Annotated in this window: 18 protein-coding genes; 8 read left to right on the top strand and 10 right to left on the bottom strand. The window is 48.8% G+C overall.

The genetic code is table 11. The annotated features are described in order from the left end of the window. Positions 1–47: 47 nt before the first annotated feature. On the bottom strand, positions 48–845 hold the full coding sequence (locus tag MHH28_RS31760) for a helix-turn-helix domain-containing protein (RefSeq protein ID WP_405109627.1): 798 nt from the start codon (positions 843–845) through the stop codon (positions 48–50). Between the two features lie 137 nt (positions 846–982). Between MHH28_RS31760 and MHH28_RS31755 the strand changes: the two genes are divergently transcribed. The 3 genes from MHH28_RS31755 to ilvD all read left to right on the top strand — a co-directional run bounded on the left by MHH28_RS31755 (position 983) and on the right by ilvD (position 5,814). Next, the gene (locus MHH28_RS31755) at positions 983–3,235 is read left to right on the top strand and encodes an FAD-dependent oxidoreductase (protein ID WP_405109624.1); all 2,253 of its coding nucleotides are present in this window, start codon (positions 983–985) and stop codon (positions 3,233–3,235) included. Between the two features lie 204 nt (positions 3,236–3,439). Continuing rightward, a complete protein-coding gene (locus tag MHH28_RS31750) occupies positions 3,440–4,105 on the top strand; it encodes a GntR family transcriptional regulator (RefSeq protein ID WP_405109621.1) in 666 nt (221 codons plus the stop codon). A gap of 17 nt (positions 4,106–4,122) precedes the next feature. Beyond that, positions 4,123–5,814, top strand: a complete 1,692-nt coding sequence (gene ilvD / locus MHH28_RS31745; RefSeq protein ID WP_405109618.1) for a dihydroxy-acid dehydratase — start codon at positions 4,123–4,125, stop codon at positions 5,812–5,814. Positions 5,815–5,890: 76 nt separating this feature from the next. Here the strand turns inward: ilvD and MHH28_RS31740 are convergent, their stop codons facing one another. Both MHH28_RS31740 and MHH28_RS31735 read right to left on the bottom strand, forming a co-directional pair. Next, positions 5,891–7,006 (bottom strand): glycoside hydrolase family 105 protein, encoded by a 1,116-nt coding sequence (locus MHH28_RS31740; protein WP_405109615.1) that lies wholly within the window; start codon positions 7,004–7,006, stop codon positions 5,891–5,893. A 33-nt stretch (positions 7,007–7,039) separates the two neighbouring features. Continuing rightward, complete coding sequence (locus MHH28_RS31735; RefSeq protein ID WP_405109612.1) at positions 7,040–8,836, bottom strand: glycoside hydrolase family 2 protein; 1,797 nt, start codon at positions 8,834–8,836, stop codon at positions 7,040–7,042. Between the two features lie 479 nt (positions 8,837–9,315). Here MHH28_RS31735 and MHH28_RS31730 point away from each other — a divergent pair, with 479 nt between their 5' ends. Both MHH28_RS31730 and MHH28_RS31725 read left to right on the top strand, forming a co-directional pair. Then, positions 9,316–10,233 carry an ArsR/SmtB family transcription factor gene (locus MHH28_RS31730; protein WP_405109609.1) on the top strand — a complete coding sequence of 306 codons (918 nt, stop codon included), beginning with the start codon at positions 9,316–9,318 and terminating at the stop codon, positions 10,231–10,233. 89 nt (positions 10,234–10,322) lie between these two features. Then, positions 10,323–10,622 carry a hypothetical protein gene (locus MHH28_RS31725; RefSeq protein ID WP_405109606.1) on the top strand — a complete coding sequence of 100 codons (300 nt, stop codon included), beginning with the start codon at positions 10,323–10,325 and terminating at the stop codon, positions 10,620–10,622. Between the two features lie 174 nt (positions 10,623–10,796). Here the strand turns inward: MHH28_RS31725 and MHH28_RS31720 are convergent, their stop codons facing one another. Genes MHH28_RS31720 through hsdR form a run of 3 tightly spaced genes read right to left on the bottom strand, consistent with a single transcriptional unit; the run spans position 10,797 to position 17,026 of the window. After that, positions 10,797–12,290, bottom strand: coding sequence for a restriction endonuclease subunit S (locus tag MHH28_RS31720; protein WP_405109603.1), 1,494 nt, complete (start codon positions 12,288–12,290; stop codon positions 10,797–10,799). Beyond that, positions 12,287–13,771 carry an N-6 DNA methylase gene (locus MHH28_RS31715; RefSeq protein WP_405109600.1) on the bottom strand — a complete coding sequence of 495 codons (1,485 nt, stop codon included), beginning with the start codon at positions 13,769–13,771 and terminating at the stop codon, positions 12,287–12,289. Before MHH28_RS31715 ends, MHH28_RS31720 begins: the two co-directional genes overlap by 4 nt. Before the next feature lie 3 nt (positions 13,772–13,774). Next, entirely contained in the window at positions 13,775–17,026 is a 3,252-nt protein-coding gene (hsdR, locus tag MHH28_RS31710; protein WP_405109597.1) for a type I restriction-modification system endonuclease, read from the bottom strand. A 141-nt stretch (positions 17,027–17,167) separates the two neighbouring features. On the opposite strand from hsdR, the gene MHH28_RS31705 reads away from it, so the two are divergent. Together MHH28_RS31705 and MHH28_RS31700 are read left to right on the top strand one after the other, a co-directional pair. Beyond that, positions 17,168–17,371, top strand: coding sequence for a hypothetical protein (locus MHH28_RS31705; protein WP_405109595.1), 204 nt, complete (start codon positions 17,168–17,170; stop codon positions 17,369–17,371). A gap of 156 nt (positions 17,372–17,527) precedes the next feature. After that, the gene (locus tag MHH28_RS31700) at positions 17,528–18,925 is read left to right on the top strand and encodes a SpoVR family protein (RefSeq protein WP_405109592.1); all 1,398 of its coding nucleotides are present in this window, start codon (positions 17,528–17,530) and stop codon (positions 18,923–18,925) included. Between the two features lie 78 nt (positions 18,926–19,003). On the opposite strand, the gene MHH28_RS31695 is transcribed toward MHH28_RS31700, so the two are convergent. After that, positions 19,004–19,573, bottom strand: a complete 570-nt coding sequence (locus MHH28_RS31695) for a Uma2 family endonuclease (protein WP_405109589.1) — start codon at positions 19,571–19,573, stop codon at positions 19,004–19,006. Between the two features lie 279 nt (positions 19,574–19,852). Between MHH28_RS31695 and MHH28_RS31690 the strand changes: the two genes are divergently transcribed. Continuing rightward, entirely contained in the window at positions 19,853–22,255 is a 2,403-nt protein-coding gene (locus tag MHH28_RS31690; RefSeq protein ID WP_405117362.1) for a transglutaminase domain-containing protein, read from the top strand. A 57-nt stretch (positions 22,256–22,312) separates the two neighbouring features. On the opposite strand, the gene MHH28_RS31685 is transcribed toward MHH28_RS31690, so the two are convergent. Genes MHH28_RS31685 through MHH28_RS31675 form a run of 3 tightly spaced genes read right to left on the bottom strand, consistent with a single transcriptional unit; the run spans position 22,313 to position 24,860 of the window. Further along, positions 22,313–22,918: a DJ-1/PfpI family protein gene (locus tag MHH28_RS31685; RefSeq protein ID WP_405109586.1), complete on the bottom strand. Its 606-nt coding sequence runs from the start codon at positions 22,916–22,918 to the stop codon at positions 22,313–22,315. 38 nt (positions 22,919–22,956) lie between these two features. Beyond that, on the bottom strand, positions 22,957–23,889 hold the full coding sequence (locus MHH28_RS31680) for a VanZ family protein (RefSeq protein WP_405109583.1): 933 nt from the start codon (positions 23,887–23,889) through the stop codon (positions 22,957–22,959). Positions 23,890–23,942: 53 nt separating this feature from the next. Then, positions 23,943–24,860 carry an effector binding domain-containing protein gene (locus MHH28_RS31675; protein ID WP_405109580.1) on the bottom strand — a complete coding sequence of 306 codons (918 nt, stop codon included), beginning with the start codon at positions 24,858–24,860 and terminating at the stop codon, positions 23,943–23,945. Positions 24,861–24,892 lie beyond the last annotated feature (32 nt).

The raw sequence follows: 24,892 nt of genomic DNA, 5'->3' as shown, positions 1-24,892 counted from the left end.
ATAACTAATTATATAATAATGTAATATGCTGAATTATACAAATGTTATTATACGCGGTGCAGCTTACGGTACCGGGAGGGCGTTAATCCCAATTTCGCTGAGAACACCCGGCTCAGATAGAAGCCGTTCTCGTAGCCGCACTGCTGGGCGATCAGCTCAATGGGTAGCCTGGAATCCTCCAAGAGCTGGCAGGCCCGGCTAAGCCGGAGTCCGGTCACGAAGTCCGAAGGGGCCGTCCCATAGGCTGCACGGAAACGCCGCGTTAATTGAACCGGTGTAATATCAAGGGTAGCTGCCAGCTCCTGCAGGGTCATAGGTGTACAAGCGTGCTCCAGCAGCCATTGTTTAGCCTGCTGCATAAGCGGGCCCGGGCTTGTCTCACCAGAGGGTAACTCCCCGGATGCACTGCTGCGCTCGATTTCAAGCAGCCTCCAGAGATCCTCCAGCATATGCTTCATCCGGCTGTAGCCCGGCTCCGCCTGAATTCCTCTTCCAATATTCCGCATATAACGGTAGGTAGACCTCAGGCGCTCCGCATCCCTGACAGTCCATCTGCCGCCAAGCGCTGCATCGTCTTCCGGCCCCCCCTCCTCCTCCCATTCGAATTGGATGAAATGAAAGGTCAACGGACTAAACGTTCTCCGGTAAAAGGCCGTACCGGGCGGACATACTACAAGGTCCCCGAAGCCTCCTTCCCCTTCGTGGTCTCCGAAGCGGTAAGCGAATTGCCCCTGCTCAACCGCAAACAGGGTCCATACGGGATAAGTGTCATGCTCCAGCAGGAACTGTTTCTTCTGCTCCCAATAGAGATAGGCTGCCGGACGAACCGACCATTTCGTGCGCATGTCTGACTCTCCTTATGTTGAATTTTCAATGAAATAAAGTATATGGATCAAGAAATAATCTGCATGTCATTTGGTTATCCATTATCTTATCATGAAACTACGGATATATTAACATACACCAAAGGAGAGGTTCAACAATGCGTAGTGAAACGGTCCATACAGATGTCACAGTGGTGGGCGGCGGACTGGCAGGCGTATGCGCGGCGGTTGCAGCAGCCCGTCTGGGCCAGCGCGTAGCGCTGATTAATAACCGGCCGGTGCTGGGCGGTAACTCCAGCAGCGAGGTGCGGGTATGGGTATGCGGCGCTACCTCGCACGGCATTCACCGGTATGCCCGTGAGACGGGGATTATGGGCGAGCTGTTTGTGGAGAACCAATACCGCAACAAAGACGGCAATCCGTATCTCTGGGATATGGTTGTGCTTGAAGCGGTGAAGGCCGAGCCGAACATTCAGCTGTTCCTGAACACGGATGTCCATGAGGTCGATGCTTACGAGGATGGCAGCGGCCAGCGGAGTATCCGTTCTGTGACCGGGTGGATGATGGGCTCGGAGCGGAGAATTACTTTTGAAAGCGCGGTCTTTCTGGACTGTACAGGGGATGGTCTCGTAGGCTTCCTGGCAGGTGCAGAGTACCGGCTGGGCCGTGAAGCACGCGGGGAATATAATGAAGAATGGGCCCCGCTGGTCGCAGACGATATCACGCTCGGCAGCACTCTGCTCTTCTATACCAAGGATGCAGGTCATCCGGTCAAATATATTGCTCCGGCTATGGCCATAGATGTTACACAAACTTCGATTACCGAGCGCCGAATTATCCGCAGCGGCGACAATGGTTGCGCCTACTGGTGGATCGAATTCGGCGGAGAGCAGGACACCGTTCATGACAATGAGGCCATCCGCGATGAGCTGTGGTCAGTCATCTACGGAATCTGGGATTATATTAAGAACTCCGGCAAATTCGATGCTGACAATATGACGCTGGAATGGGTCGGTTCGACTCCGGGCAAGCGGGAGTACCGCCGGTTCGTGGGCGATTATGTCCTGAACCAGAACGATATCCTGGCCCAGCGTGAATTCCCGGACCGCGTAGCGTTCGGCGGCTGGTCCATTGACCTGCATCCGCCGCAGGGAGTGTACGCTACAGAGTCAGGCTCGAAGCATATGTATTCGGACGGCAGCTATCACATCCCGTTCCGTTCGCTGTATTCGGTGAACGTCAGCAATCTGCTGATGGCCGGGCGCGACATCAGCGCTTCACATGTAGCGTTCGGCACGACCCGCGTCATGGCCACCTGCGCGGTCATAGGCGAAGCGGCTGGTACCGGCGCGGCACTCTGCGCCGCCAAGGGAATATCGCCGCGCGAACTCCATGCGGCTCACCTGAACGAGCTGCAGCAGACGATGCTGCGCCAGGACGCTTCCGTCCTCGGGCTACGCAACGAGGATGATGCCGATCTGGCGCTGAAGGCTGCGCTCAGCGCTTCCAGCGAGCGGAGCCGGTTCGGCGTGGAGGATTCAGCGTTCAGCGTACCGCTCACCACTAACATCGGCATCACCATTCCGGTTGATCCTCTGCTTGACGGAATTGAGCTGCTGATCGATGCAACCGAAGCCGCTGAGCTGACTGCCGAGCTATGGGAGACCGGACGGCCCGAGAACTATGTTCCCCATACGCTGATTCAGTCCGCGTCAGCTCCCGTTCAGGCCGGACCCGCGCAGTGGGTGAAGCTCCCGCTACAGTGGCAGCCCGGGTCGCCGCGCAATGCATTCTTGACCGTCAAGGCTAATGCTGCACTGTCGCTGCATATGGCAGATCAGCCGGCTACGGGGATGCTCGCCTACGGGCATAGTGAAACCCCCGCAGCCTCGCGGGACTTCGGCGAGAATCCGCCTGCACAGCCCGTAGTGCAATGGGACAAAAAGAAATTCGACCACAAAGCCCCGTGCCTCCGCCTGTCTGCCCCAACGAGCGCCTTCTCAGCAGACAAAGCAGTGGACGGATACCTCCGTCCTTACGGCGGTCCTCATCTGTGGTCCTCGGAGCTGATGTCCTCCGGCCAGCCGGAATGGCTTGAGCTGGCCTGGAGCGCACCTGCCACCTTCTGCGAGGTGCACATCACGTTCAATGACGATGTCAACGAGGATCTGATTAATCTGCATCATCATGTTACGCCATATGAAGTCCTGCCGACGCTCGTCAAGGATTACCGTATTGAAGCTTACCTGGACGGCAATTGGACGGCAGTCGCCGCAGGAAGTGACAATCACAAGCGCAAGCAAGTACACAAGCTTAGCAAAGCTGTAACAACCGACCGCCTGCGCGTGGTGGTCCTGGAGACTAACGGAAGCCCGTATGCGGAAATTATTGAGGTGCGGGTTTACGAGTAAAGGATTAAGGTAATAGCTTACCTGGAAGGATTGAATGAGCAGGGCCTGATTTTAATCGGGCCCTGTTTCGGCATGTGCAAGGCCCTTTATTGGGTTTTATGCCGTAGACCCTGTACCGATGCATGGGCCGCTTTACATCCAATGCTTGAAATAAATATACATATGCGATATATTGCATATAACAAATCAATAAGGATGATCCTAATGCCAGTGCCTAAAGATTTTGCTTCACCGATACGAATGTCTGCGAAGGAAAGAGCTTTTTCTCTGATTCAACGATGGATTATCGATGGTACCTTACAGCCGGGCGAAAAGCTAATAGATGCCGAGTTAGCGGAGTCGCTTGGCGTCAGCCGCACTCCAATCCGCGAGGCTTTTCAGCTACTCGAAGTCCAGGGACTTGTCTCCACTCATCCAGGAAAAGAAACTAAAGTTACGGTCATCGAAAAGGTGGATATATTCAAGCTATATTCAACGATGGCAGTACTTCAGGGGTTGGCAGCCGAGATGACCGCCAAATTAATAGTACCAGAGCAGCTTGAGCAGCTCCGTGCAATTAATCTTGATTTTGCAAATGCCATCAGCAGCGGTCAGGCTTACCTGGCGATGGAGATAGATGAACAGTTCCACAACCTCATCGTAGAGCTGTCTGATAATCCTTATGTTGCTTCATTCAGTGCTTCGCTTCAAATTCACATCCGGCGTTACAAATACTTATTCTTAAAGCAGCCTAACACAACTACGCAAGCCTCAGTCGAAGAACATGCTGCAATCATTGCCGCTTTTGAGCAAAAGGACAGTGAGCGGGCACACGTGATCATGAAGCAGAATTTTATTCGCCCCATGCAGGACTTGCATGGATTACTTTAACAAGAGGTGAAGAGGCAATGGTAAATAAGAAGGATTTACGTATTCGCAGTAAAGTAATCAGTGAGGGTGTCAATCGTGTTCCGAACAGGGCGATGTTAAGAGCCGTAGGTTTTACTGATGAGGATTTTCAGAAGCCGATGATCGGTGTAGCCAGCACTTGGAGTGAAGTTACCCCCTGCAATATGCACATCAACGAATTAGCGTTGCAGGCCAAACAGGGCGTACGTACAGGTGGCGGGGCTCCGCTTATTTTTAATACGATCACGGTTTCGGATGGGATTTCCATGGGCCATGGGGGAATGCTGTTCTCCTTGCCAAGCCGTGAAGCCATAGCAGATTCGATTGAGATTGTTGCGGGAGCTGAGCGCTTTGACGGTCTTGTTGCGATCGGCGGCTGCGATAAGAATACTCCTGCCTGTCTTATGGCCATAGGCCGGATGAATGTTCCTTCCATTTACGTGTATGGGGGTACCATTCAATCAGGCAAGCTTGATGGTCAGAACGTTGATATCGTCACTGCTTTCGAGGCGGTCGGCCAATATCATGATGGAAAAATGACAGAGGAGCAGCTTCACAAGGTGGAATGCAGCGTGTGTCCGGGACCCGGCTCCTGCGGGGGGATGTACACTGCCAATACCATGGCGGCTGCGGCAGAGGCATTGGGAATGAGCCTTCCGGGGTCTTCCTCGACTCCGGCAATTTCACCTGACAAAGGTGCAGAGTGTATTAAGGCAGGAAGCATGGTTACAGCACTGCTGGAACAGGATATTTACCCAAGAGATATCATGACGAAAAAAGCGTTTGAGAATGCGATTACGGTCGTAATGGCTTTGGGGGGTTCAACGAATGCCTTCTTACATCTGTTAGCCATTGCCCATTCCGTTGGTGTCGATTTAACATTAGATGATTTCGAGCGGGTCCGCTTGCGCGTACCACACCTGGCTGACTTGAAGCCGAGCGGCCAATACTCGATGCAAGACTTAAATGACATTGGCGGTGTTCCAGGTGTAATGAAACTATTGCTCGCTGAAGGACTTCTTCACGGTGATTGCCTGACGGTAACCGGTAAATCATTGGCAGAGAATCTTGCGGAAGTAACTCCGCTGCAGGAGAATCAGAAGATTATCCGCCCGCTGGACAAGCCTCTGAAGCCGAATGGACCACTGGTTGTACTGCGTGGTAATCTGGCGCCTGAAGGCGCTGTTGCCAAAATGTCCGGTATGAAAAAACTGCGTTTTGAAGGACCGGCAAAGGTATACGACAGTGAGGAGGAGGCAACCGAAGCCATTCTCAAAGATGAAATTCATTCAGGGGATGTGCTGGTGATCCGTTATTGCGGGCCAAAGGGGGGTCCCGGTATGCCGGAGATGCTGTCTGTAACTGCATTAATCGTAGGAAAAGGCCTTGGAGGCGAAGTAGCCCTCCTTACAGACGGCAGATTCTCTGGCGGCTCGCACGGGTTTGTGGTTGGCCATGTCTCTCCTGAAGCGCAGGTAGGCGGACCCATTGCCTTGCTGCAAACTGGAGATCTTATTATCATCGATAGTGAAACGCAACAGATTTCTTTCAATGTAACAGCAGAGGAATTGGCTACACGATCTCAAGCATGGGTGCAGCCTCCACTAAAAGTCACTTCCGGGGTGCTCGCCAAGTATGCCCGCTTGGTGTCCTCAGCTTCAAAAGGTGCAGTAACAGATATCATTGAGTAGTTGATTTGTGTTCATAGAACGAGATCTAACAAGTGTATGACGACCTCCATCAGGTTCGTCATACACTTTATTAGGTTTATTTTAACGCTTCATACAAGGCAATAAGAGCCAAGGACTGTCCGTACGCCATAGGTCTAAGTGCAATGTTCTTGTAATGCTCCTTATCCATTCCCATACCGGTTCCGGCCGACACATTCAGCACCGTTCCATCTTCACTAATATTCTGACATACCGCCTGAATGGCCTTGTCTGCCGCAGCCTGATAGGAGGAATCGAGAATACCGGCTTTAATGCCTTTTAGGATGCCTGCGGCAATTGCGGCCGACCCGGATACCTCTTCATAGCTGGCCGGGTCCTGCAGGACTGTATGCCACAGACCGGAAGCGGCCTGGAGTGAGACCAAGGCATTGACCTGAGCCTGATACGTATCCACCAGAAATTGCCGGATACCCGGGCTAATCGTATCCCGGCAAGTTTCCAGGTAATCGACAACACCATAGGTGAACCAGGAATTGCCGCGGCACCAGAAGATACTGCCGAAGTTATCATTGCGTTCGAAGCTCCAGCCGTGGAAGAACAGGCCGGTATGTTTGTCGAACAAATACTTGATATGGAGCAGCATCTGGTGTTCAGCTTCATGCGCCCACTCCGGCCGGTTGAACTTACGCCCGGCCTGGTTCAGAAACAGGACCGCCATAAAGAGCGTATCAATCCATAGCTGTCCATTGTGCAGGTGAATTCCATCCCGGTTGCCAATGGCAGTGACCGTATGCTGAAAGCCGCCTTCCTTGGTTTTGGGCAACTCATGAATGAGCCAATCCGCATGTTCCCGGCAGAGCTCTTCCAGTTCGCTGGAAGGCTCAAGCCGATCCAGGAGCAGTACCAAAGCAAGATAAGGAGCGGTCGTATTAATGTTTTTGGAAGGCAGTCCCGCCTCCAGATTACGGGAAACCCAATTCCGGAAAAATTCCATATAGCGATCATCACCATAATAATTCTGCAGCTTGTACAGACCATAAAGACCGACACCCTGAGGCCAATCCCATTCTTCAATACCGAAATCGCGCTGCACAATTCCTACTCTTGTGTCGGCCTGAACCACGGTTTTATCCTTTTCATAGTCGCTACCGCCCAGATTCATTAGTCTGTCTACGACCAGCCCAATTTTTTCAAGCAGGATTTCATTTGTCATGGATTCATAAGCTCCTTATCATATAATAAGTTCCTAGATAGTCCGCAGATGCCATTGGCTATTAATTTCTTTAATTAACGACATCTCGCATTTAGGTGTCCGGTCATAGGCTAATAGACCGTTAATCTCCTGCTCCACATCGGTTAACTGCGTATAACAATACCCGTAAATAATCTTGGAAGCGTATACCGCCTTCATGATTCTTTCATATTCCAGCACAAGATCCTCCGCAGACTGCGCACTGGTATATCCCCAGCCATCGTCAGCCCCGGCCTTATAGCTGATACCGCCGAATTCAGTTAACAAGATGGGCTCGCCCCGATGCTCATAACCATCTGCATATACACTGCGGGCTGACGGCTTGGAAGCAAGCATCGTTTCCTTCGTGGACAGAATCCGCTTGAACTCTTCATACTTATCCGGCTCATCCGCTCTGCCATGCTGATAATTGTGTACCGCACAAATGTCCGTCTGCGTCATTTCCCAGCCATCATTCGATATCACCAGCCGGGTATCATCCAAGGAATGAATCAGACTATACATGGCCAGGCTGTGATACTGCTGCTGCTTATCCGATTTCACCATCGGAATGCCCCAGCTTTCGTTAAGCGGAACCCAGGCAACAATACACGGATGATTGAAATCACGGTCAATAATTTCAATCCATTCTTTCGTTAACCGGGCAACTGCATCATTATTAAAAGAGGGACTGGCAGCACATTCTCCCCATACAAGGAATCCTATCTGGTCTGCCCAGTATAAAAACCGCGGGTCCTCTACCTTTTGATGCTTCCGGCAACCGTTGAACCCTAATTCCTTGGCTAATTCAATATCTTTCTTCAGGTGTTCATCCGTTGGCGCAGTAAGTAATCCTTCCTGCCAGTAACCCTGGTCGAGTACAAGCTTCTGATAATAAGGTTTGTTATTCAGGTAGACCATACCATCCTCTGTATGAACTTTCCGCATGCCGAAATACGACTCAATACTATCCGCCTCAACCCCATGATCGTACAGCTTCATTTCCACATCAAACAAATTAGGAGCTTCCGGACTCCATGTCCAGCCGGCCCGATGAAAGTTGGTGCGGAATATTTTCAGACCAAACAGATCTACTATTCTGCGTGTTATAGGCTGCAACAATCGTACCCGGTCCTGAATAACAAGTTCTCCGCCAAAAGAAATACGAAACTCCAAATCTAATTCTTCTGATCCGTATCCCTCAGATTTAACCTCTATTCCAATGCTTCCTTGATCCAGATCGGGCGTAAACTTCACCTGCTGAATATGAACAGGGTTTACTGCCTCCAGCCATACGGTCTGCCAAATTCCTGTCGTGCGGTTATACCAGATGCTATCCGGCTTCTCTATCCAGAACTGCTTGCCCCGGGGAATAGTCTCATCCTCTGAAGGGTCCTCCACATGAACAGTGACCTGTTCCTCCTGTCCGGTTAAGGCATGCGTGATATCAAAAGAAAATGATGTGTGTCCGCCCTCATGCATGCCGATATAATGACCATTCACATACACCCAGGCCCTATAATCCACCGCTCCAAAATGTAATACCACACGCTTCTTATACCAGTCTGGATCAAGTGTAAAATTACGCTTATACCAGACATAATCATGAAAAGAGGTATCGTGTATTCCGCTTGCAGGGGTTTGATAAGCAAAGGGAACCTGAATGGTCTGGCTAAAATTCTCACCTGGATCATACCAGCGCTCTGCGGCTCCAACCTTCCTGTCATCAAATTCAAATTGCCATGCTCCATTTAAGTTAAGCCATGCGTCTCTGACTAACTGTGGACGCGGATATTCCATCCGGTGTGTCATCTGTCTTCATCCCCTGTTCTATGCATAATAATAGTTAACATTTTTGTGTGCTTTACAGTAAACACTCACCCAAGCAAGCAAATACTACCATGATGAAAGCGCTCTTTCAAGGGTATATCAGCGTTATTGCTGATTTTCAACTTCGTGGTATACTAAATAAAATCAGCGCTTAACCAGATCGTTTATTGTAAACCAAAAAGTTAACAATATGTTATAATGTTCACCGACTGATATATAGACTGTACTTGTATTTTTTCTGTTCCGGGATTGCCGTGACTCCAGAGAATGTTTGGCCCTCCGGCCGCTGTTGTCCCCAGATTTCTTGATTTTGAACCGCTATTAGCGGCAGAAATCCGGTGACAAAGGCGGACGCTATCGCTCCTACAGTTCCAAAATTCTCCTCCGTCACTTTTCCCTGTCTGTGTATTTTCAAGTTCAATCTATATAGAAGCAAGATGTATCCCACTGAGGAGGTCCATATGTTCTTAGAACTTGACGATCATGGTATTTCTGTTCTGAAAGCACTGGCATCTGACACAAGAGCTTCGATTCTTAGACTATTGTTACACACACCGCTTACGGTCAGTGAGCTCGCCAAAAAACTAAATTTAAGCAAAGCTATCGTCTCTCGCCATATCCGATTACTGGAGGACGCCAAGATCATCAAGCTCCAGGACAACCTGGAGGCTACTGACAGCAGAAAGAAGAACTTCATTGTTGCTGTGGATCATATTGCCGTCAACTTCCCTCAAAAGCTCCATCTTCCTTTTAATGTAATTACAAATGAAATCAAGCTGGGATACTACTCTAATTTCTCAGTCAATCCCACCTGTGGATTAGCCAGCCCGGCTAAAGTCATCGGCAAGTTAGACGATCAACGGACCTTCGTCTCCAATGACCGGATCGAGACTTCCTTGCTGTGGTTCGCGGAGGGCTTTGTTGAATATATAATTCCGAATGAGTTCAACCGAAATTTCACTGCGGAATTATTAGAGTTATCCTTGGAGCTTTCTTCCGAGTTTCCGGGTTCCAACAATAATTGGCCCAGTGATATCGCTTTTTATATCAACGATGTTTTTTTAGGCACCTGGACGGCTCCGGGAAATTTCTCAGATGTGCGCGGGAAATTAACCCCGCCCTGGTGGGATAACGAACTAAGCCAGTACGGCCTTTTGAAACATTTAAGAGTCACCAAGAAAGACACTGGAATAGACGGTCAAAAAATATCATCAGTCTCACTCGCTGAGCTAAAGATCGAAGACTCCCCCTTCATCAAGCTGAGGATTGGTATTGATGAGAATTCTGCAAACAAAGGCGGACTTACGATTTTCGGGGAGCACTTCGGAAATTATCCCCAGAATATTCTGCTTAAAATATTTTATACTGAGGCAGAGTGAAGGATATTTAGGCTGGGCTGGAACCGCCCAGGTGGTAACGTAATAAAGCTCTCCATGAACGAAACAGGATCGTTTTGGAGAGCTTTTTTATGGATAATATTCTGATTACAATAAAAGGACAAAGCCAACTGGAGGTGCCAGCCGTGCAATGGGAAGAAGTTCGAAAGATTTATCCTGACCAATACGTCAAGCTGCAAATCCTTGCGTCACATACCGAAGGCAACACCAAGTTTGTGGATGAAGTCGCACTCATTCGTGCTATTCAGGACCCCAAAGAAGCGACAAAAGAATTGCTTCAATCTAAGGATGGCGTGATTGTGTCTCACACGGCAAATGAAGAACTGACGGTTGAGATTCGTACTCTTCGTATCCTTCGAGGGAATTATTAGCTAGGTAATGTATCACTCAATGATAAGCTAAGGATTTTAATAGGCTATTTTGACTGAATGTAATAATTGAGGTTTATGTCGCACTAAATTTGACAGAGCTTACGGAGCGGAGCATCCGATTAAAGAAAAAGATTAGGTCTCAAAGTACCTAATCTTTTTCTATAGTCCTTCTTTTCAAACTCCACCTAATGATTGTAAAAACATGTCATGTGCGCTTCCATCGGAATCGCTATTTGTACCTAGTTCTCCTTTGAATGCCTTAGATAGGATGGATTGTTCAGTTAGATCTAAGTTCTTTTGAAGTCCTCTTAGACGATCTAACATTTGATTTTCTTTTTCAATCAGACAATCCAATATAGCAACGATTTCCTTCTGTTCTTCAGTTGATGGTATAGGCATTATCAGGTTTCGGCTTTGGGAAATAGAAATGTTACTTTGCCCAACTACCCCTTTGGTTTGATTAATTACTTCCTTCAAGGTATCTTCAAACTGTAGACAGTAATAAACATACTCAGGAAGAACGCTTCTAATTGGTCTGAAGCGAACTATCGCCTGGTTCATATTCCATTCTGAAAAATCGTCAGGTATAATCGCAATCTTCTTAAGCGGTGGACCAACTATGTTCATTATTACGTCTTTAGGATTTAATACAGACTTTTTTAATTTACTATTGCTAATCTCCTTAGAAATAAACTGTGACTTGTAGTCAAAAGCCACTTTATTATCAACAATATTATAAACTTTTAGAAATGGGATTTCACCAGATTCGCTGATATGTTCTGAAGGCGTACCACCACAACTAATATTAAAACAAAACATATTTGCCTTTAAATAAATCCAGTTATTTGAATCAACCGACTCTTCAAGTGTAAATGCCTCAAAAATCTGCTTAACTTCAATCGCTTCTCTGTTCGTTTCAATAGCGTCAAATCTTTCTTCTTTTATCTTCTCATACAACTCATCCCCGTCAATAAGGTTTGGATTTTCTTTTCTCCACTTTGCAGTCAATTCCCCACGAAAAGCCTTATCAAGAATTGCTGCTCGACGAAGTTCATATGTTTCTTTGGCTTCTTCAATCAGTTGTTTGGCTAGGTTGATTTTACTCAAAAGTCTTTCGATTTTATCAGCAATACGCTTTTGTTCATTAAGTGGTGGTATTGCGATAGGATACTTATTAACATCATTTGGTCTAGCTCTTGTCAAAGAACCACCAACTCCTGATACATTTGAAGTAAGTACACTTCTAAAATAAGGTGATCTAAACAAATACATTAGATATCTTGAATACATTCGATAATTACTAACTACAATCCATTCTGTCGATGCGATTTGCATATACTTATTCTTTTTATTAACAATCCACACTCTATTTATTCTCGGATTAATTTTACATATAAGGACATCATTCTCTTCCACTACCTGTTTATTTGAGTTGATTTCCTTCCCTAACAATATTTCAGGAGCGTTATTCACAAAACTTGGTACGCTATATAGTTCAAAAACTTCATCTTGATATTTACTTGGCTCTATTCCGCTTCGTGAAGCAGTGCTAATATATTTCAGCCTCACCCACACCCAATTCTCAGGTATTCGATAAGGCTGCTCCTCCACAGGCACAAGCGCCTCTTGCAGCAATTCCTCTGCCGTCTTCCCTTTATTCTTACTCATACGTTATACTCTCCACGCGTTTCCGCAACCTGAAGCAACTCTTGACTTTCTTCAACAGCATATTCTGGCTTGTTCTCCACCGCTTTAAGCTCCGCCACAACCTCAAGCAGCAAGGTCATTGCTTCATCCAGCTTGGCAATCGCCAATTCCGCCGAATCAATCGGATCTGGTAAATTATCATAAGCAGACAAAGACTCGTCCGCAATCAGTCCAATATCCAAACTATCATCCTTTTTACGGATATCCTCGCGAGTAAACACGTTGAATCTTGCATCTTGTACACTACTGCGATCCTCAGCCGTATAAGCCTCAACGAACGCATCGAAATGCGCTGTAGTCAACGGAGCCCGCTTCCCGAAGCTCGGCATATTCGTCCGCAGGTCGTACACCCAAACATCCTTTGTACTTTCCTTATCCATCTTCTCACGGGTGAAGAACAGAACATTCGTCTTTACCCCTTGCGCATAAAAAATACCCGTAGGCAGCCGCAAGATAGTATGCAGATTACACTTGTCCATCAAGTCCGCGCGAATCTTCGCTCCTACCCCGCCTTCAAACAATACGTTATCAGGAAGCACTACCGCTGCACGGGCTTTCCCATCCGTTTTTAACGCCCGATAAATATGCTGCAAGAAGTTCAACTGCTTATTGGAAGTCATAAAAGTTAAGTCGTCCCGGGTAAGTCCCTCTCCGCCTTGCTTGGTACCAAACGGTGGATTGGTCAGGATCACATCGTAATTCTTCAAGCCCTTGCCTAGATCTGAAAGCGTATCCCCAAGCATAATATCCCCATGCAGATCATGAAGCATCGCGTTCATCATCGCCAGGCGATGGGTATCTTTTACCAACTCCACACCAGTAAATGCTTCATGTCTCTGAAACTCTGCTTCCTTCTGACTCAACTCGAAATAGTCATCCGTCTTACTCCGAATGTGGCTATCCGCTGCAATCATAAACCCAAACGTTCCTGCGGCTGGGTCATTACAACGCTCGCCTGGTTGCGGATCAACCAGCTTAACGATCACATCAATCAATGGACGAGGCGTAAAATACTGCCCTGCCCCCGATTTGGTCTCACTCGCATTTTTCTCCAGCAATCCTTCATACAGATCCCCCAGACCTTCTTCCTTGGCGGAATACCAGTCGAGCAGATCAATGGAGCGCACGATTTTCTCCAGATTCTTGGGTTCGTCGATGTTGGAGCCGGCATTCATATAAATCTGCTTAATGATCTCATGACCATCTTTGCCTAGATCAAGCAGCAACTGGCGGTAATGATTGGTTAATTCTAGTCCGTGCCGCTCCTGTAACGAATCCCAGCGATATTGTTCAGGCAGAATGCCCTCGTTATTCGTTTCCTTCATCATTTTAAGAAACAGCAGATAAGTGAGCTCCGTTACATATTGGTGATATGTGATACCGTCATCACGCAGTACATTACACAGGTTCCATAGCTTTTGTACAATTTCCTGATTTCTCATAGTTTAAGCTTGCTCCTTCTGTCTGGTTGGATATAGCGCAACATTTATTGTAGCAACAATCTCGTCCAATTGACCATCAAAAATTTTATTTAACTGCTTATATCCGCCCTTGCTGCGGAAAGGTTCGACATCGAACGCCTTCTCAGGATTCGGGTCCAGCACAGATTCTTGCAGCAATTGCTTCTCGATCCGCTTCAGCCAATCCTTCTGCACCTTCGGCCATACCCGCATCTCATAGATCTTCTTCATAGCGTTCTCGATCCGTTCTTCATGGCTGAGGAGCGGATCACCCAGCGCCTGCTGACGGATGAAGCTGATAATGTCTGCGGCAACGTCCTGTTGCTTCACGTCACGCCACGCGGTTTGCAGGTTTTTCTCGGTAAACCCTTTCTGATCCAGCGCCACCCGAAGCTTCCTCAGCTCTTCTCGGGTCAGATCATTCGGGCGGGTACAGATAATGTTCAGCGCGGGAATCAAATTCAGGTTCTCACGGATAAACCCGTTGAAGCCTTCCAAATAATCCTCCGGCTTGTCCACATCCCCATAACCGCGTGAAACTCCGATTAGCTTATCCTTGTGATCTGAAATGAACTGGCGGTTATGCCGCCCTCTGTTCTCTTCAATGAACTGCAGCAGCTGCGGCTTGCTCAGCAAAGCTTCATTGATCTGCTCAGCACTCGCCTTCTTGACCTCATCAATATACTCGTCAATACCCAGTCCACCGGACAGCGCTATGAAATCCTCATGATCCTGAGGTGTCCAGCTCTGCTTCTTCCGCTGCATCTTCGCCACAATCTCTTCCTGATGCGACTTGATATGATGCTCACTCTTCATCTGCTTCAGCTCATCGACCAAGAGGTCCAGACTGACCTGCGGTCTAGTCACAACAGGCTTCATGTCCGTATATGGCTTAAGTGATTCATAGATGCCTACGGCATCATAGATCGTAAAATGATCCTTATCAATCTCATCGCAGCGGCGGGTAGCCCGTCCCAGCATTTGTTCATACAGGATACGGGAGCGGACCCGGCGCAGGAAGACAATGTGAGAGATACTCGGAATATCAATTCCAGTACTGAGCAGATCCACGGTGACAACGATGTTCGGCAGCCGTTCATTTTTGAAGAGCTTAATGGCATGCAGCGGATCTTTGATCGAACCTGTAATTTTTAGAATCGCCCCATCATCTACTGGCCCGTAGACCTTCTCCAATTCTTCCTTGAAAATCCGAACGACCATATCTGCATGATCATCCGTTGCTGCAAAAATCAAGGTCTTGCCATCTGCCTCAGGGTCGATATACTCCGTCAGTGCCTCCAGCACCACACGATTGAAATTCTCAGTAATCACCGACTTATTGAATTGGGTAACTTCGAGGTTGACTTCGTCTTCCAGCATTTCTTTCTCCACGGTTCCCAGGTCCACATTATATACCGCTACTTCCTCACCGATCTGCCACTTGATTCCGTGCTTCTTCAGTTCCGTTTCAAACTGGACGGGCGGTTCATGGTCGATCAGGTAGCCATCAATGACAGCTTCACGGTAAGAGTAGTTAAAGATCGCCTTGTCAAAAATCTCAACCGTATGAAGAGCCGGAGTAGCCGTAAGCCCGATTCGCACAGCGTCAAAATAATCCAGTACCTTCCGATACTTGCTCACATAGTCGGCATGATCCCGAAACTCCAGTTCGATCTCTGTCATTTCCTTATCGAGCGTATAACCACGGTGAGCTTCATCCACGATGATGCAATCATACTGATCTACTGAAGGGATGCCCTTATCATCATCACTATAAAACAGCCGCTTTACCATACCTTGAACGGTAGCAATCTGAACCTTCGTTTCCACATTCGGTTTCTTGTCGTCCAACGTCTGAAGCTCAAAAATTTCTGTAAAGGAATGATAGCTTTCCAGCTTGGAATCTTTAAATGCTGCCTCCGCCTGACGGCCTAATGCAGAACGGTCCACGAGGAATAGAATTCTTTTAAAACGATTATGTTTGATCAAACGATAAATTAAGCCAATGGCCATTCTCGTCTTGCCTGTGCCTGTCGCCATGGCCACCAGAATTCTGCGTTGTCCAGCTTCTATTGCATGTTCCACAGACAAAATCGCATTCTCCTGATACTCACGCAGATGCAGATAATCCAGCGATTCATCTCGAAGGTCCTTTGTAGCCTGATCTATGTCCTGCTGTAAAAGAGCCTTTAACCCTTCTGGTGAGTACCAAGTTTGCAATACTCTGGCATGGTTCGTAGACTTACGGGCATCAAGGAACCATATCCCCGACTTATGCTCAAGCTGCCTCAAGTAGGGGCGGCCATTTGTCGCAAACAGAAACGGCACCTGATAATTCCCCCATGGTCCGTGAATAGTCTCATCACCATGCTTAATCACATAGGAGGCATACTTCTTCGCCTGTTCAATGTCGGCTTGGACATCTTTACTCTGTCGCTTAGCCTCGATAATACCGATCAGTTCCATTCCATAGAAGAGAGCATAATCGGCAAATCCATTTTTCAAAGGCCATTCAGCTATAGCGAGATACCTTCCTTTTTCAGGACGAGTCCCTGCGCTATAACGTATTTGTAATGTATCTGCTTCCCAGCCGACCTGAACGAGATTCTCATCAATAATCATCCGGGTCTGAGCTTCGGTAAGCTTAAGCGCACTCCCTAGCTGTCTAGCCTTGGTATGGCGTCTCTGCTTTTCCTCTGAGGTTTTGGAATCCTGCTGCTGAATAAGCTTCATCAATTCCTGTTCCAGCTGTTCGACCTTGGCATCATAAGAAGCAGCCAGAACTTCAAGCTGTTCCTGATTCTGCGAATCCACCTCATTAACCGGCTCTATATAATCGGGAGCTACGAAATCCCATTCCCCGTATACCTGCATGAACCAGACCGACAGCCGGAACGCCATGTTCAGCAGTGTCTTGGCTTCCTCTGTCGTGCCGTATATTCCTTCTTCATGATTGGCCTTGTTACCAACTTTGCGAATAGCATGGAGAATATCCAGCAGTTCCTGTGTCAGCAGGTCTTCTTGCTTCAGAAGCCTGAGCCTATCGTCTTGACTTGCTCTGTCTGGCGGTTGCAGTTCTTCCAGAGCACATATGTATTTCGTTATCGTCTCCCCAAACATACGGAGCTTAATCAAGGAAGTATTCGGGTCAATATATACGTTCCGCTCCGCCATTTCAGCCAGATTGGACAGAATATTCCAATGGTTCGACAAGAAAGTGAAATTGCTATTGTTCATACCATTCACCTCTGGATGTTTTATTCGTAAAATGTAAAATGATGCATAGGAAAATATTCCTAAGTTCATCATAACATTTTCTACATTCTTTAAGAATCAGATTTTATAAAATGTTATAATAACGAAAAGGTGGGAGTCCCAATGTTCAAAAATAAATATAAGATGAATAGTATGCCAACACTTACAGACGAACAAAAGAGACAAATGACTTCAATCATATTCAAAGATGAAGGTGTTCTCTCCCAACTTCAACAAGCTCACAAGGATCGCAGAGATGGAATTTCTACATACAGTGACAGCGAAGAGGAGTTTGCCCAATTACTGGACAAGACCCAAAACAAATAAATAGCCTAACCTCTTAGCGTATTCGCTGTGGTCAGGCTATTTTTTGTACAATAACTCTTCTATCCCCTCATGCAAAGCGCATCCCTATCATACTCCCTCCCCTCTCCCCATATACATAGGAAGAACGGTTCACAAGCTGGAAGGAGAGATGGATGCATGCCCGGTGATGATGAGATTAAAGCGCTGGAGCGGTCGATTGCCGAGATTACGGAGATTGCTTCCGGATTTGGGCTCGATTTTTATCCGATGCGTTATGAGATATGTCCGGCGGATATCATTTATACCTTCGGTGCATACGGGATGCCCACCCGGTTCGGGCACTGGAGCTTCGGCAAGACTTTTCATAAAATGAAGGCTCAATACGATTTCGGCCTGAGCAAAATTTATGAGCTGGTCATCAACTCTAATCCGTGCTACGCCTTCCTGCTGGACGGCAACTCCCTGGTGCAGAACAAGCTGATTGTTGCGCATGTGCTGGCGCACTGCGATTTTTTCAAGAACAATATGCGCTTCTCCATGTCCAACCGGGATATGGTCGAGAGCATGGCCGCCACCGCCGACCGCATCAATGATTACTCTGTCACCTATGGCACAGACACCGTAGAGAGCTTCATCGATTCCGTGCTGGCGATCCAGGAGCACATCGATCCCAGCCTGATCCAGCCGCGTAAGCTGGGCAAGACCCATCTGCTCGAAGCCAAAATGAAAGAACGCAAGGACTCCCCGCCCGGCGGTTCAGCACCTGCGTCTGCCTACAGCGAGCTGTGGGATTTGGAGAAGACCGATGCTGTTGCACAGGAGCCGGAAACCGCTGGCAGACGCACCTTCCCCCCGGAGCCGGAAAAAGATATCGTCTGGTTCATCCAGCAATATTCCACCGCTCTGGAGGACTGGCAGCGCGACATCATGACCATGCTGCGTGACGAAATGCTCTATTTCTGGCCGCAGATGGAGACCAAGATCATGAACGAAGGCTGGGCCTCCTACTGGCATCAGCGGATTATGCGCGAGCTGGACCTGACTGCCGAAGAGACTGTCGAGTACGCCAAGCTGAATTCATCGGTGGTGCAGCCCTCCCGCCAGAGCCTGAACCCTTATTACCTGGGGCTGAAGATTTTCGAGGATATCGAGCGACGCTGGGACCGGGACAAAATGTTCGAGGTGCGCGAGCTGGATTCCGACCTTTCCTTCATCCGCAGCTATCTGTCGAAAGAACTGGTGAATGACCTCGACCTCTACGTTTTTGAGAAAAAAGGCCCAGAATGGAAAATCACCGATAAAGCCTGGGAGAATGTACGCGACCAGCTGGTGCTGGCCCGGGTCAACGGCGGCTCCCCATACCTAGTCGTCCAGGATGCCGATTATGAGCACAACGGCGAGCTGCTGATCGCCCACCATTACGAGAGCATCGAGCTGGATCTGAAATATCTGGAGCGCACGCTCCCGCATATCTACGCACTCTGGGGCCGTACCGTGCACCTCCAGACCGTTGTGGAAGACAAAAAAGCCCTTTTTACCTATGACGGCAAAAAGGTGCAGCGGAAGTTTATGTAAAGAAACTTATGGGTTCGCACAATAAGCCGCAGTGTAGTTGCTATATGCAATTACGCTGCGGCTTATTTTTGAATTGTATTAAATTTGGAAGTCGAACAGTTTACCCAGCGACAGTTGAAAATCCTTAAACATATTTGACCGCACGCTATCCTGCTCTGAATATAAGTCCCGCACCTGATAAATACCATCCTGCAGCGCATACACATGAACCGTGCGATTGCCGGGATCGACAATCCAGTATTCCTGGACGCCATACTTCTGGTACAGATTGAACTTCTCATTGAAGTCCTTGAGTGCCGTTGACGGCGATAATACTTCAATAATTAAGGTAGGGGCGCCGTGGCAGCCGCTCTTGGTAATCTGATCCTTCGAGCAGACCACCGACAGATCCGGCTGAGTTACATGATCGGGCATAACAGCGGAATCATCCTCGCTGAAGAACACATCGAACGGAGCAACAAATACATGACAGCTTTTATTCTCCAGGTGTGTGCGCAGTGCGAAATATAGCTCCCCTACAACATACTGGTGAAGGGCCGTAGGAGCAGGTGACATATTATAGGCTTTGCCGTTGATTAACTCCCATACCCCGTCCCATGACAACCAGTCCTGATACGTATGTTGCTTCTGCTCATCCGGATTCGACACTTGGATCTGCTCCCTTCGTTTCCTGGCTGAATGTGTGCAACTGAATTATAACATGAATCACCGCCAATACTCAGCACCCCCTCCCCCCGATAGCCTCTGCTGCAAAAAACACTTAAATATAAATTATCCCAATTTTGTTTTAATAGTGTCCCCATGGGTTATATATGTCCTGTGATTTATAATGGGTAATTCTGGATTGCCCATGATTATCTTCATACAGAAACCAGACGGGAGAGGACATTATTGAAAGCGAAACAAATGGTAGTGCAAGTGAAACACATGGCAATACTGCTGCTCATCATGTGCGTGGTTCTGACAGGCTGCATGGGGGGCGGCAAAGAAGCGGAGCCGGCGCCTTCATCCAGCCCGGCCGCCACGGCGGCTGCCGAGACGAAGAACCCTTCGGGGAACCCTCCGCCGGATGCTTCACAGACCGTATACGATCTGAAGCAGAAGTATGATTCAGATGAAGCAGATCACAGTCCGGGCATTATGCCTATGTATAATGTTGAGCAGGATATGGAATTCATCTTCAGATTCAATACCGATCTGGGCACGGAAGCCATCGGCAAGACGTTATCCGTACATACCGATATCAAGGCACTGCCGGAGAGCAAGGTCGGGACCCTTGAGGACTCACAGCTCGTAGACGGCAAAAGCGTATACTCCATCAAGCCGCTCGGCTTCGGCGTACTTCCCTCCGATTCCCTGCGCGCTACCGGAGCCAGCTCCTGGGGCAACGCGCCTGTCTACTACATCCGGCTCAACTATGACCTGGATGCCAAGTCGCCTACGCTACTGAAGCAGCCAGTGATCATTCCGTTTACGGTGAAATCGGATTTGCCCACACCGACTCTGGATGCCGACATCAGTCCTGACGGCAGACTGACGCTGGTGTGGAATGAGGTGCCCGGCGCTGAGAGCTACAATATCTACAGTGCTTCCCACATTACGATGGAGAATACCAACGAGGCGCTGAACGGGGCGGAGCAAGGGTACGCGAATCAGCGTCCGCTGAAGATAGCGACAGTGCCCGGCACTTCCTATAACGACTTCATGAAGGACGGGCGCGGTGCGCTCGGTATTGTGGATGAGACCATCACCAGCCTTCAGAACAACAATGTGCAAGGTGAATATTATGTCACCGCTGTTCAGGGAGACAAAGAATCCAGGTTCAGCCGCTCGGTGGATACGGTGTCGCTATCCAAGCTGCTGCCGCGCACCGTAGCGTCTGAGGATAATATCAACCTGAAATTGTTCAAGAATGCCAAAGAGCTGCCAAAGACCGTCCCGGTCCAGTTCATTGACGGCTCCAAAGCTGCAGTTACTGTTCTCTACGACACAGGTTCGGTCAAGCTTAAGTCTTCCGGTCCAACCGATGTCCCGTATAAGATTCAGGGCACCGCGCTCAAGGGATATGTCCAGGTCTCACAGCTGACGGAAGCAGACCTTAAGAGTCTTGCAGCCGCCCAGAGCAGCAAAGCGAATCCGGGATATGTGGAGCCGCAGAATAACACCGATTATGTGCCTGCGCCGGATGTGCCGACCATTATCGACAACAACGATAACGGGGATACCGGCGAACCTGGAGATAATCTCATTGACCAGCAAAAGGAGAATACCAAGAACAAGGTAGACGAAGGCAACAAGCAGGCGGTTCCGGGCACCACGATCCGGGCAGACCTGATTCATGCAGACTCTGCGTTGGAGGAGTATCTCGCGTTGACGCTGATGAACGGCGAGACTGAAATCTCGCTGCAAGCCTTCCCGGAGGCGCAGAATGCCCGCACCCTGGTGGATGTGATTCAGAAGGTGGTCTACCAGAACCCGCTCATTCTCGGATTCCGCGGCTATGGCTACGATTATGAGAATCTGACGCTGAATGTGAAGTACGATGATTCTGCCGAGACCATCCGCTCCAAGCAGAAGGAGATTCTTGCCGAGGCAGATAAAGTAATCGCTGCTGCGATCAAGGAAGGCATGAGCGCAGATGAGAAGCAGATGGCGATCTATGATTATCTGAATGACAACACCGCCTACGACGATGCTGCACTTGAGAATGCCAAAGAGCAGGAGTTCAAGACAGTGGATGCGAAGTATAACGATTCTTTCAATACCTATGGCATTCTGGTCAAAAAGGTCGGGGTATGCATGAGCTACGCCCACACCTTCCAGTTGCTCTCTGACCTCGTCCAGGTCCCTTCGATGGTCGTCACAGGAACAATGAGCGGCGTGAATCACGCCTGGAACAAGGTGAAGATTGGCGACGAATGGGTCAATGTTGACCCGACCAACAACGCCACTAATACCGGACTTCCCTATCTGCTCTACAACTCCAATGACGCTACAGCCACCGATGTAGAGTATGTAATGGATAAAGCGTACTGGTTGGATCATGAGCTGCCTCTGTTCAAGGCCACCAGCAATGCCTATGATTATTACGTGACACAAGGACTTGAGGTAGATTCTCTCGAAGCCTACAAGACCAAGCTGGCTGAACAGCTGAAGAAAGGCGAGACTCTGGTAGTCCTGCGCGTTCTGGGCAATACCGACAGCTCGAAGCTGATGCAGACAACCGCCGGGGTCATCAAGCAATACGATGCCACTAAGCTGGATAGTGCAGGCATGGTGGAGCTGGGAAGCTATGTGGCAGTTCAATTGGACGCTGCAGCCCGGCAATAATAACGGCAAGAAAGGCAAGCCCCGCAATTGGGGCTTGCCTTTCTTGCTGAATCCTTTCTATTCCTCTTCATACGGATAGTAGATATCGCTCAGCTTACATGCCTGATAGTAGGGGTACTCCAGTCTTTTTTGCACTTGGAGCGCAGTGTCTGTATCCACTAAGCACTCAATCAGGTACAGACCAAGATCGATTGAAGCAGTCACTCCACCTCCGGTGAATGTATCACCGTCCCTGACGGCCCGGGCTTTAATGACTTCCCCGCAGTATGGGGCAAGCAGATCGTAGGCTGAAGAGTTCGTGGTCGCTTTTTTCCCCTCCAAGAATCCTGCCGCACCTAACAGCAATGCACCCGTGCAGACCGACACCTTGTAGCGTGCGCCTTCTGCCGTCAGTATCCAGCTCATAAAGTCCTCGTCATAGCGGAGTGTCCGGGTCTGCATGCCACCCGGAAGGAACACCAGATCGAATGTCCCCAGATCAGGCAGCACCTCATTGGCTTTCATCGTCAGCCCCCGGTCATCCGTCACCTCCGCCTTGTTAGCGCAGAAGGTCCAGGATACGTCCTCCTTCGCTTTCAGGATCGCCAGCCAGGTGACTGCATCATAGAATCCCACGAAATCCATGGTGGTCATGCCATCGAACAGTACAAATGCCATTCTCATTACCGTCACCAATCCTCTCTGAGTAGAAGATTAAGTACTCAGTTCCAGATATGCTGCATCTTTTTATATCCTACATCCCATACTTTCAAGCCGCCCTTAAGCGTGATCTTCAGCTCTTGCCCCGGCTCAACCGGCATCTCATATACCACAGGGTACTGTTCAGGATTAGTACGCTGAAAATCTGCAGAATAATTCAAGAATTCCTGGCCATCCCGGGTAATACTGATCTCACCGGAATAATCCGTTGGTTCGGGGTTTCCGAAAGTGAAGCAGAAAATCGTCCGGCCTTCAGACTTGTACGTGAACGTTCTGGAATCTCCGCCTTCAGCGCCGTATAGGTTAGAGTTGAGCGGGATCTTCTGTCCGTTGATTTGAATACTGTCCGGTTTGTCTCCGGATGAATTGCCCGAGCTGTCCGTCCATTCAGTGATCGCCGTAAACGGACCCTCTACTTTAGTTATTATTTTGTCTACCGCCTCCCCTAATCCCCATAAAGCTATAAAAAGAACCATAACCGATATAGCCGTTGCCACCAGATTGCGCCCGAGGCTCCGGTAACGGAAACCAAGCTTGTACGCCCCAAAACCGAGGGCTGCTCCAATCGAATTCTGAAGAGCGTCGTTGATATCGAAGCTGCCCAGGAAGGTAAGAGCCTGGATCGTTTCCAGCACAAGAATCGCGATGAAGAATAAGGTGATAAACCGGACGAAGCTGACCCGGTACAGCCATGGAATCAATATACCGAAAGGAATAAACGCAAGCGTGTTCCCGAAACCCACCAAATCCATGAGGGTGGGAGGCAGAAGATCAGACGGAGACGGCAGCTTAAGGAAGTTATCAGGCATGAAAATAAAGGTGTAGACCGTATGATCCGAAGCCTCTCCTCTGCCGAAAGCAAAGAACATAAAATAAAGCACAAGTAGTGTGTACAATACGGTTACAGGTAGTAAAATCTTGCGTTGTTTAGCCATGGTTATCTCCTTTATCTCTATTTTCCACTTATTACTATAACCTCTTGGCGGTTTCATGAAACCCGCTCCCGGACCGGAACATAAATCTCCATTACCGAATCCACCCGGGCATGGCAGCGCTCATCGTAGAATTCAAAGTTCAGCTTATCTTCGTCGTGCATATAGCCGCTGCCCGGGAACCAGTCCTCGAAGATATATTTCCAGGTATTCCTCACCACTTGGGCAAAAGTCTCCGGTCTCTGCGCATCAGTAGCATCTACAGGCGGTGTTGTGAACACTGCGTACTGCGCTGCCGGTACTACAGCCTTAAGCATACCGGGCGTAACCTTGCTGAAGTCCTCCACTATAACCCCCAGCAGATAGACGGCGTTGCCGCCAGTGTCTGCCGGAATGCACAAGCCAACCTCCCCGTGCTTCGGCGGATTCAGCTTCGCGTACATCTGATCCTCCAGATTATCGCCCTCATAGTAATACCAGAACGAAGCTACGTCCTGCGTGGCATTTCCGGCCTCCACATCCGTCTCAATCCCGTACCCCGCTACGTTAAAAGCAGCCTTCGCCACCATCACCGGCTCTGCAATATAGTCCTTAATCTCATATTCCAACCGGTCCCGGAGATACCCGCTCATCCGTGCCGCATACTGGGAGGGACTGTAGCCGTAGGTCTTGCGGAAGGCTTTGGCGAAGCCCCCAGGTGTCTCGAAGCCGTACTCCAGCGCAATATCCGTAATTCTCCGCCCGTTGAACAATTCAACGGCCGCTCTCGACAATCTCCGGGTACGCACATATTCCATAACCGGCATCGCCTGAGCCTTACTGAACATCCGGCAAAAATGATACAGTGAATACCCCGCATACGCCGCAATCTGCTCCGCTGTCAGCGGGTCCATGAGATGCTCCTCAATATAATCAATCGTCTGCCCGATCTCTCTGCTGTAATTCAGTGACTCCACCGGCCTTTCAATAGACATAGGTGAATACATTATAGCAGGCGGCGGCCTGA

The sequence above is a fragment of the Paenibacillus sp. FSL K6-1217 genome (assembly GCF_045040735.1).
Classification (GTDB): domain Bacteria; phylum Bacillota; class Bacilli; order Paenibacillales; family Paenibacillaceae; genus Paenibacillus_AQ.
This window is presented reverse-complemented; position numbering and strand designations above follow the sequence as displayed.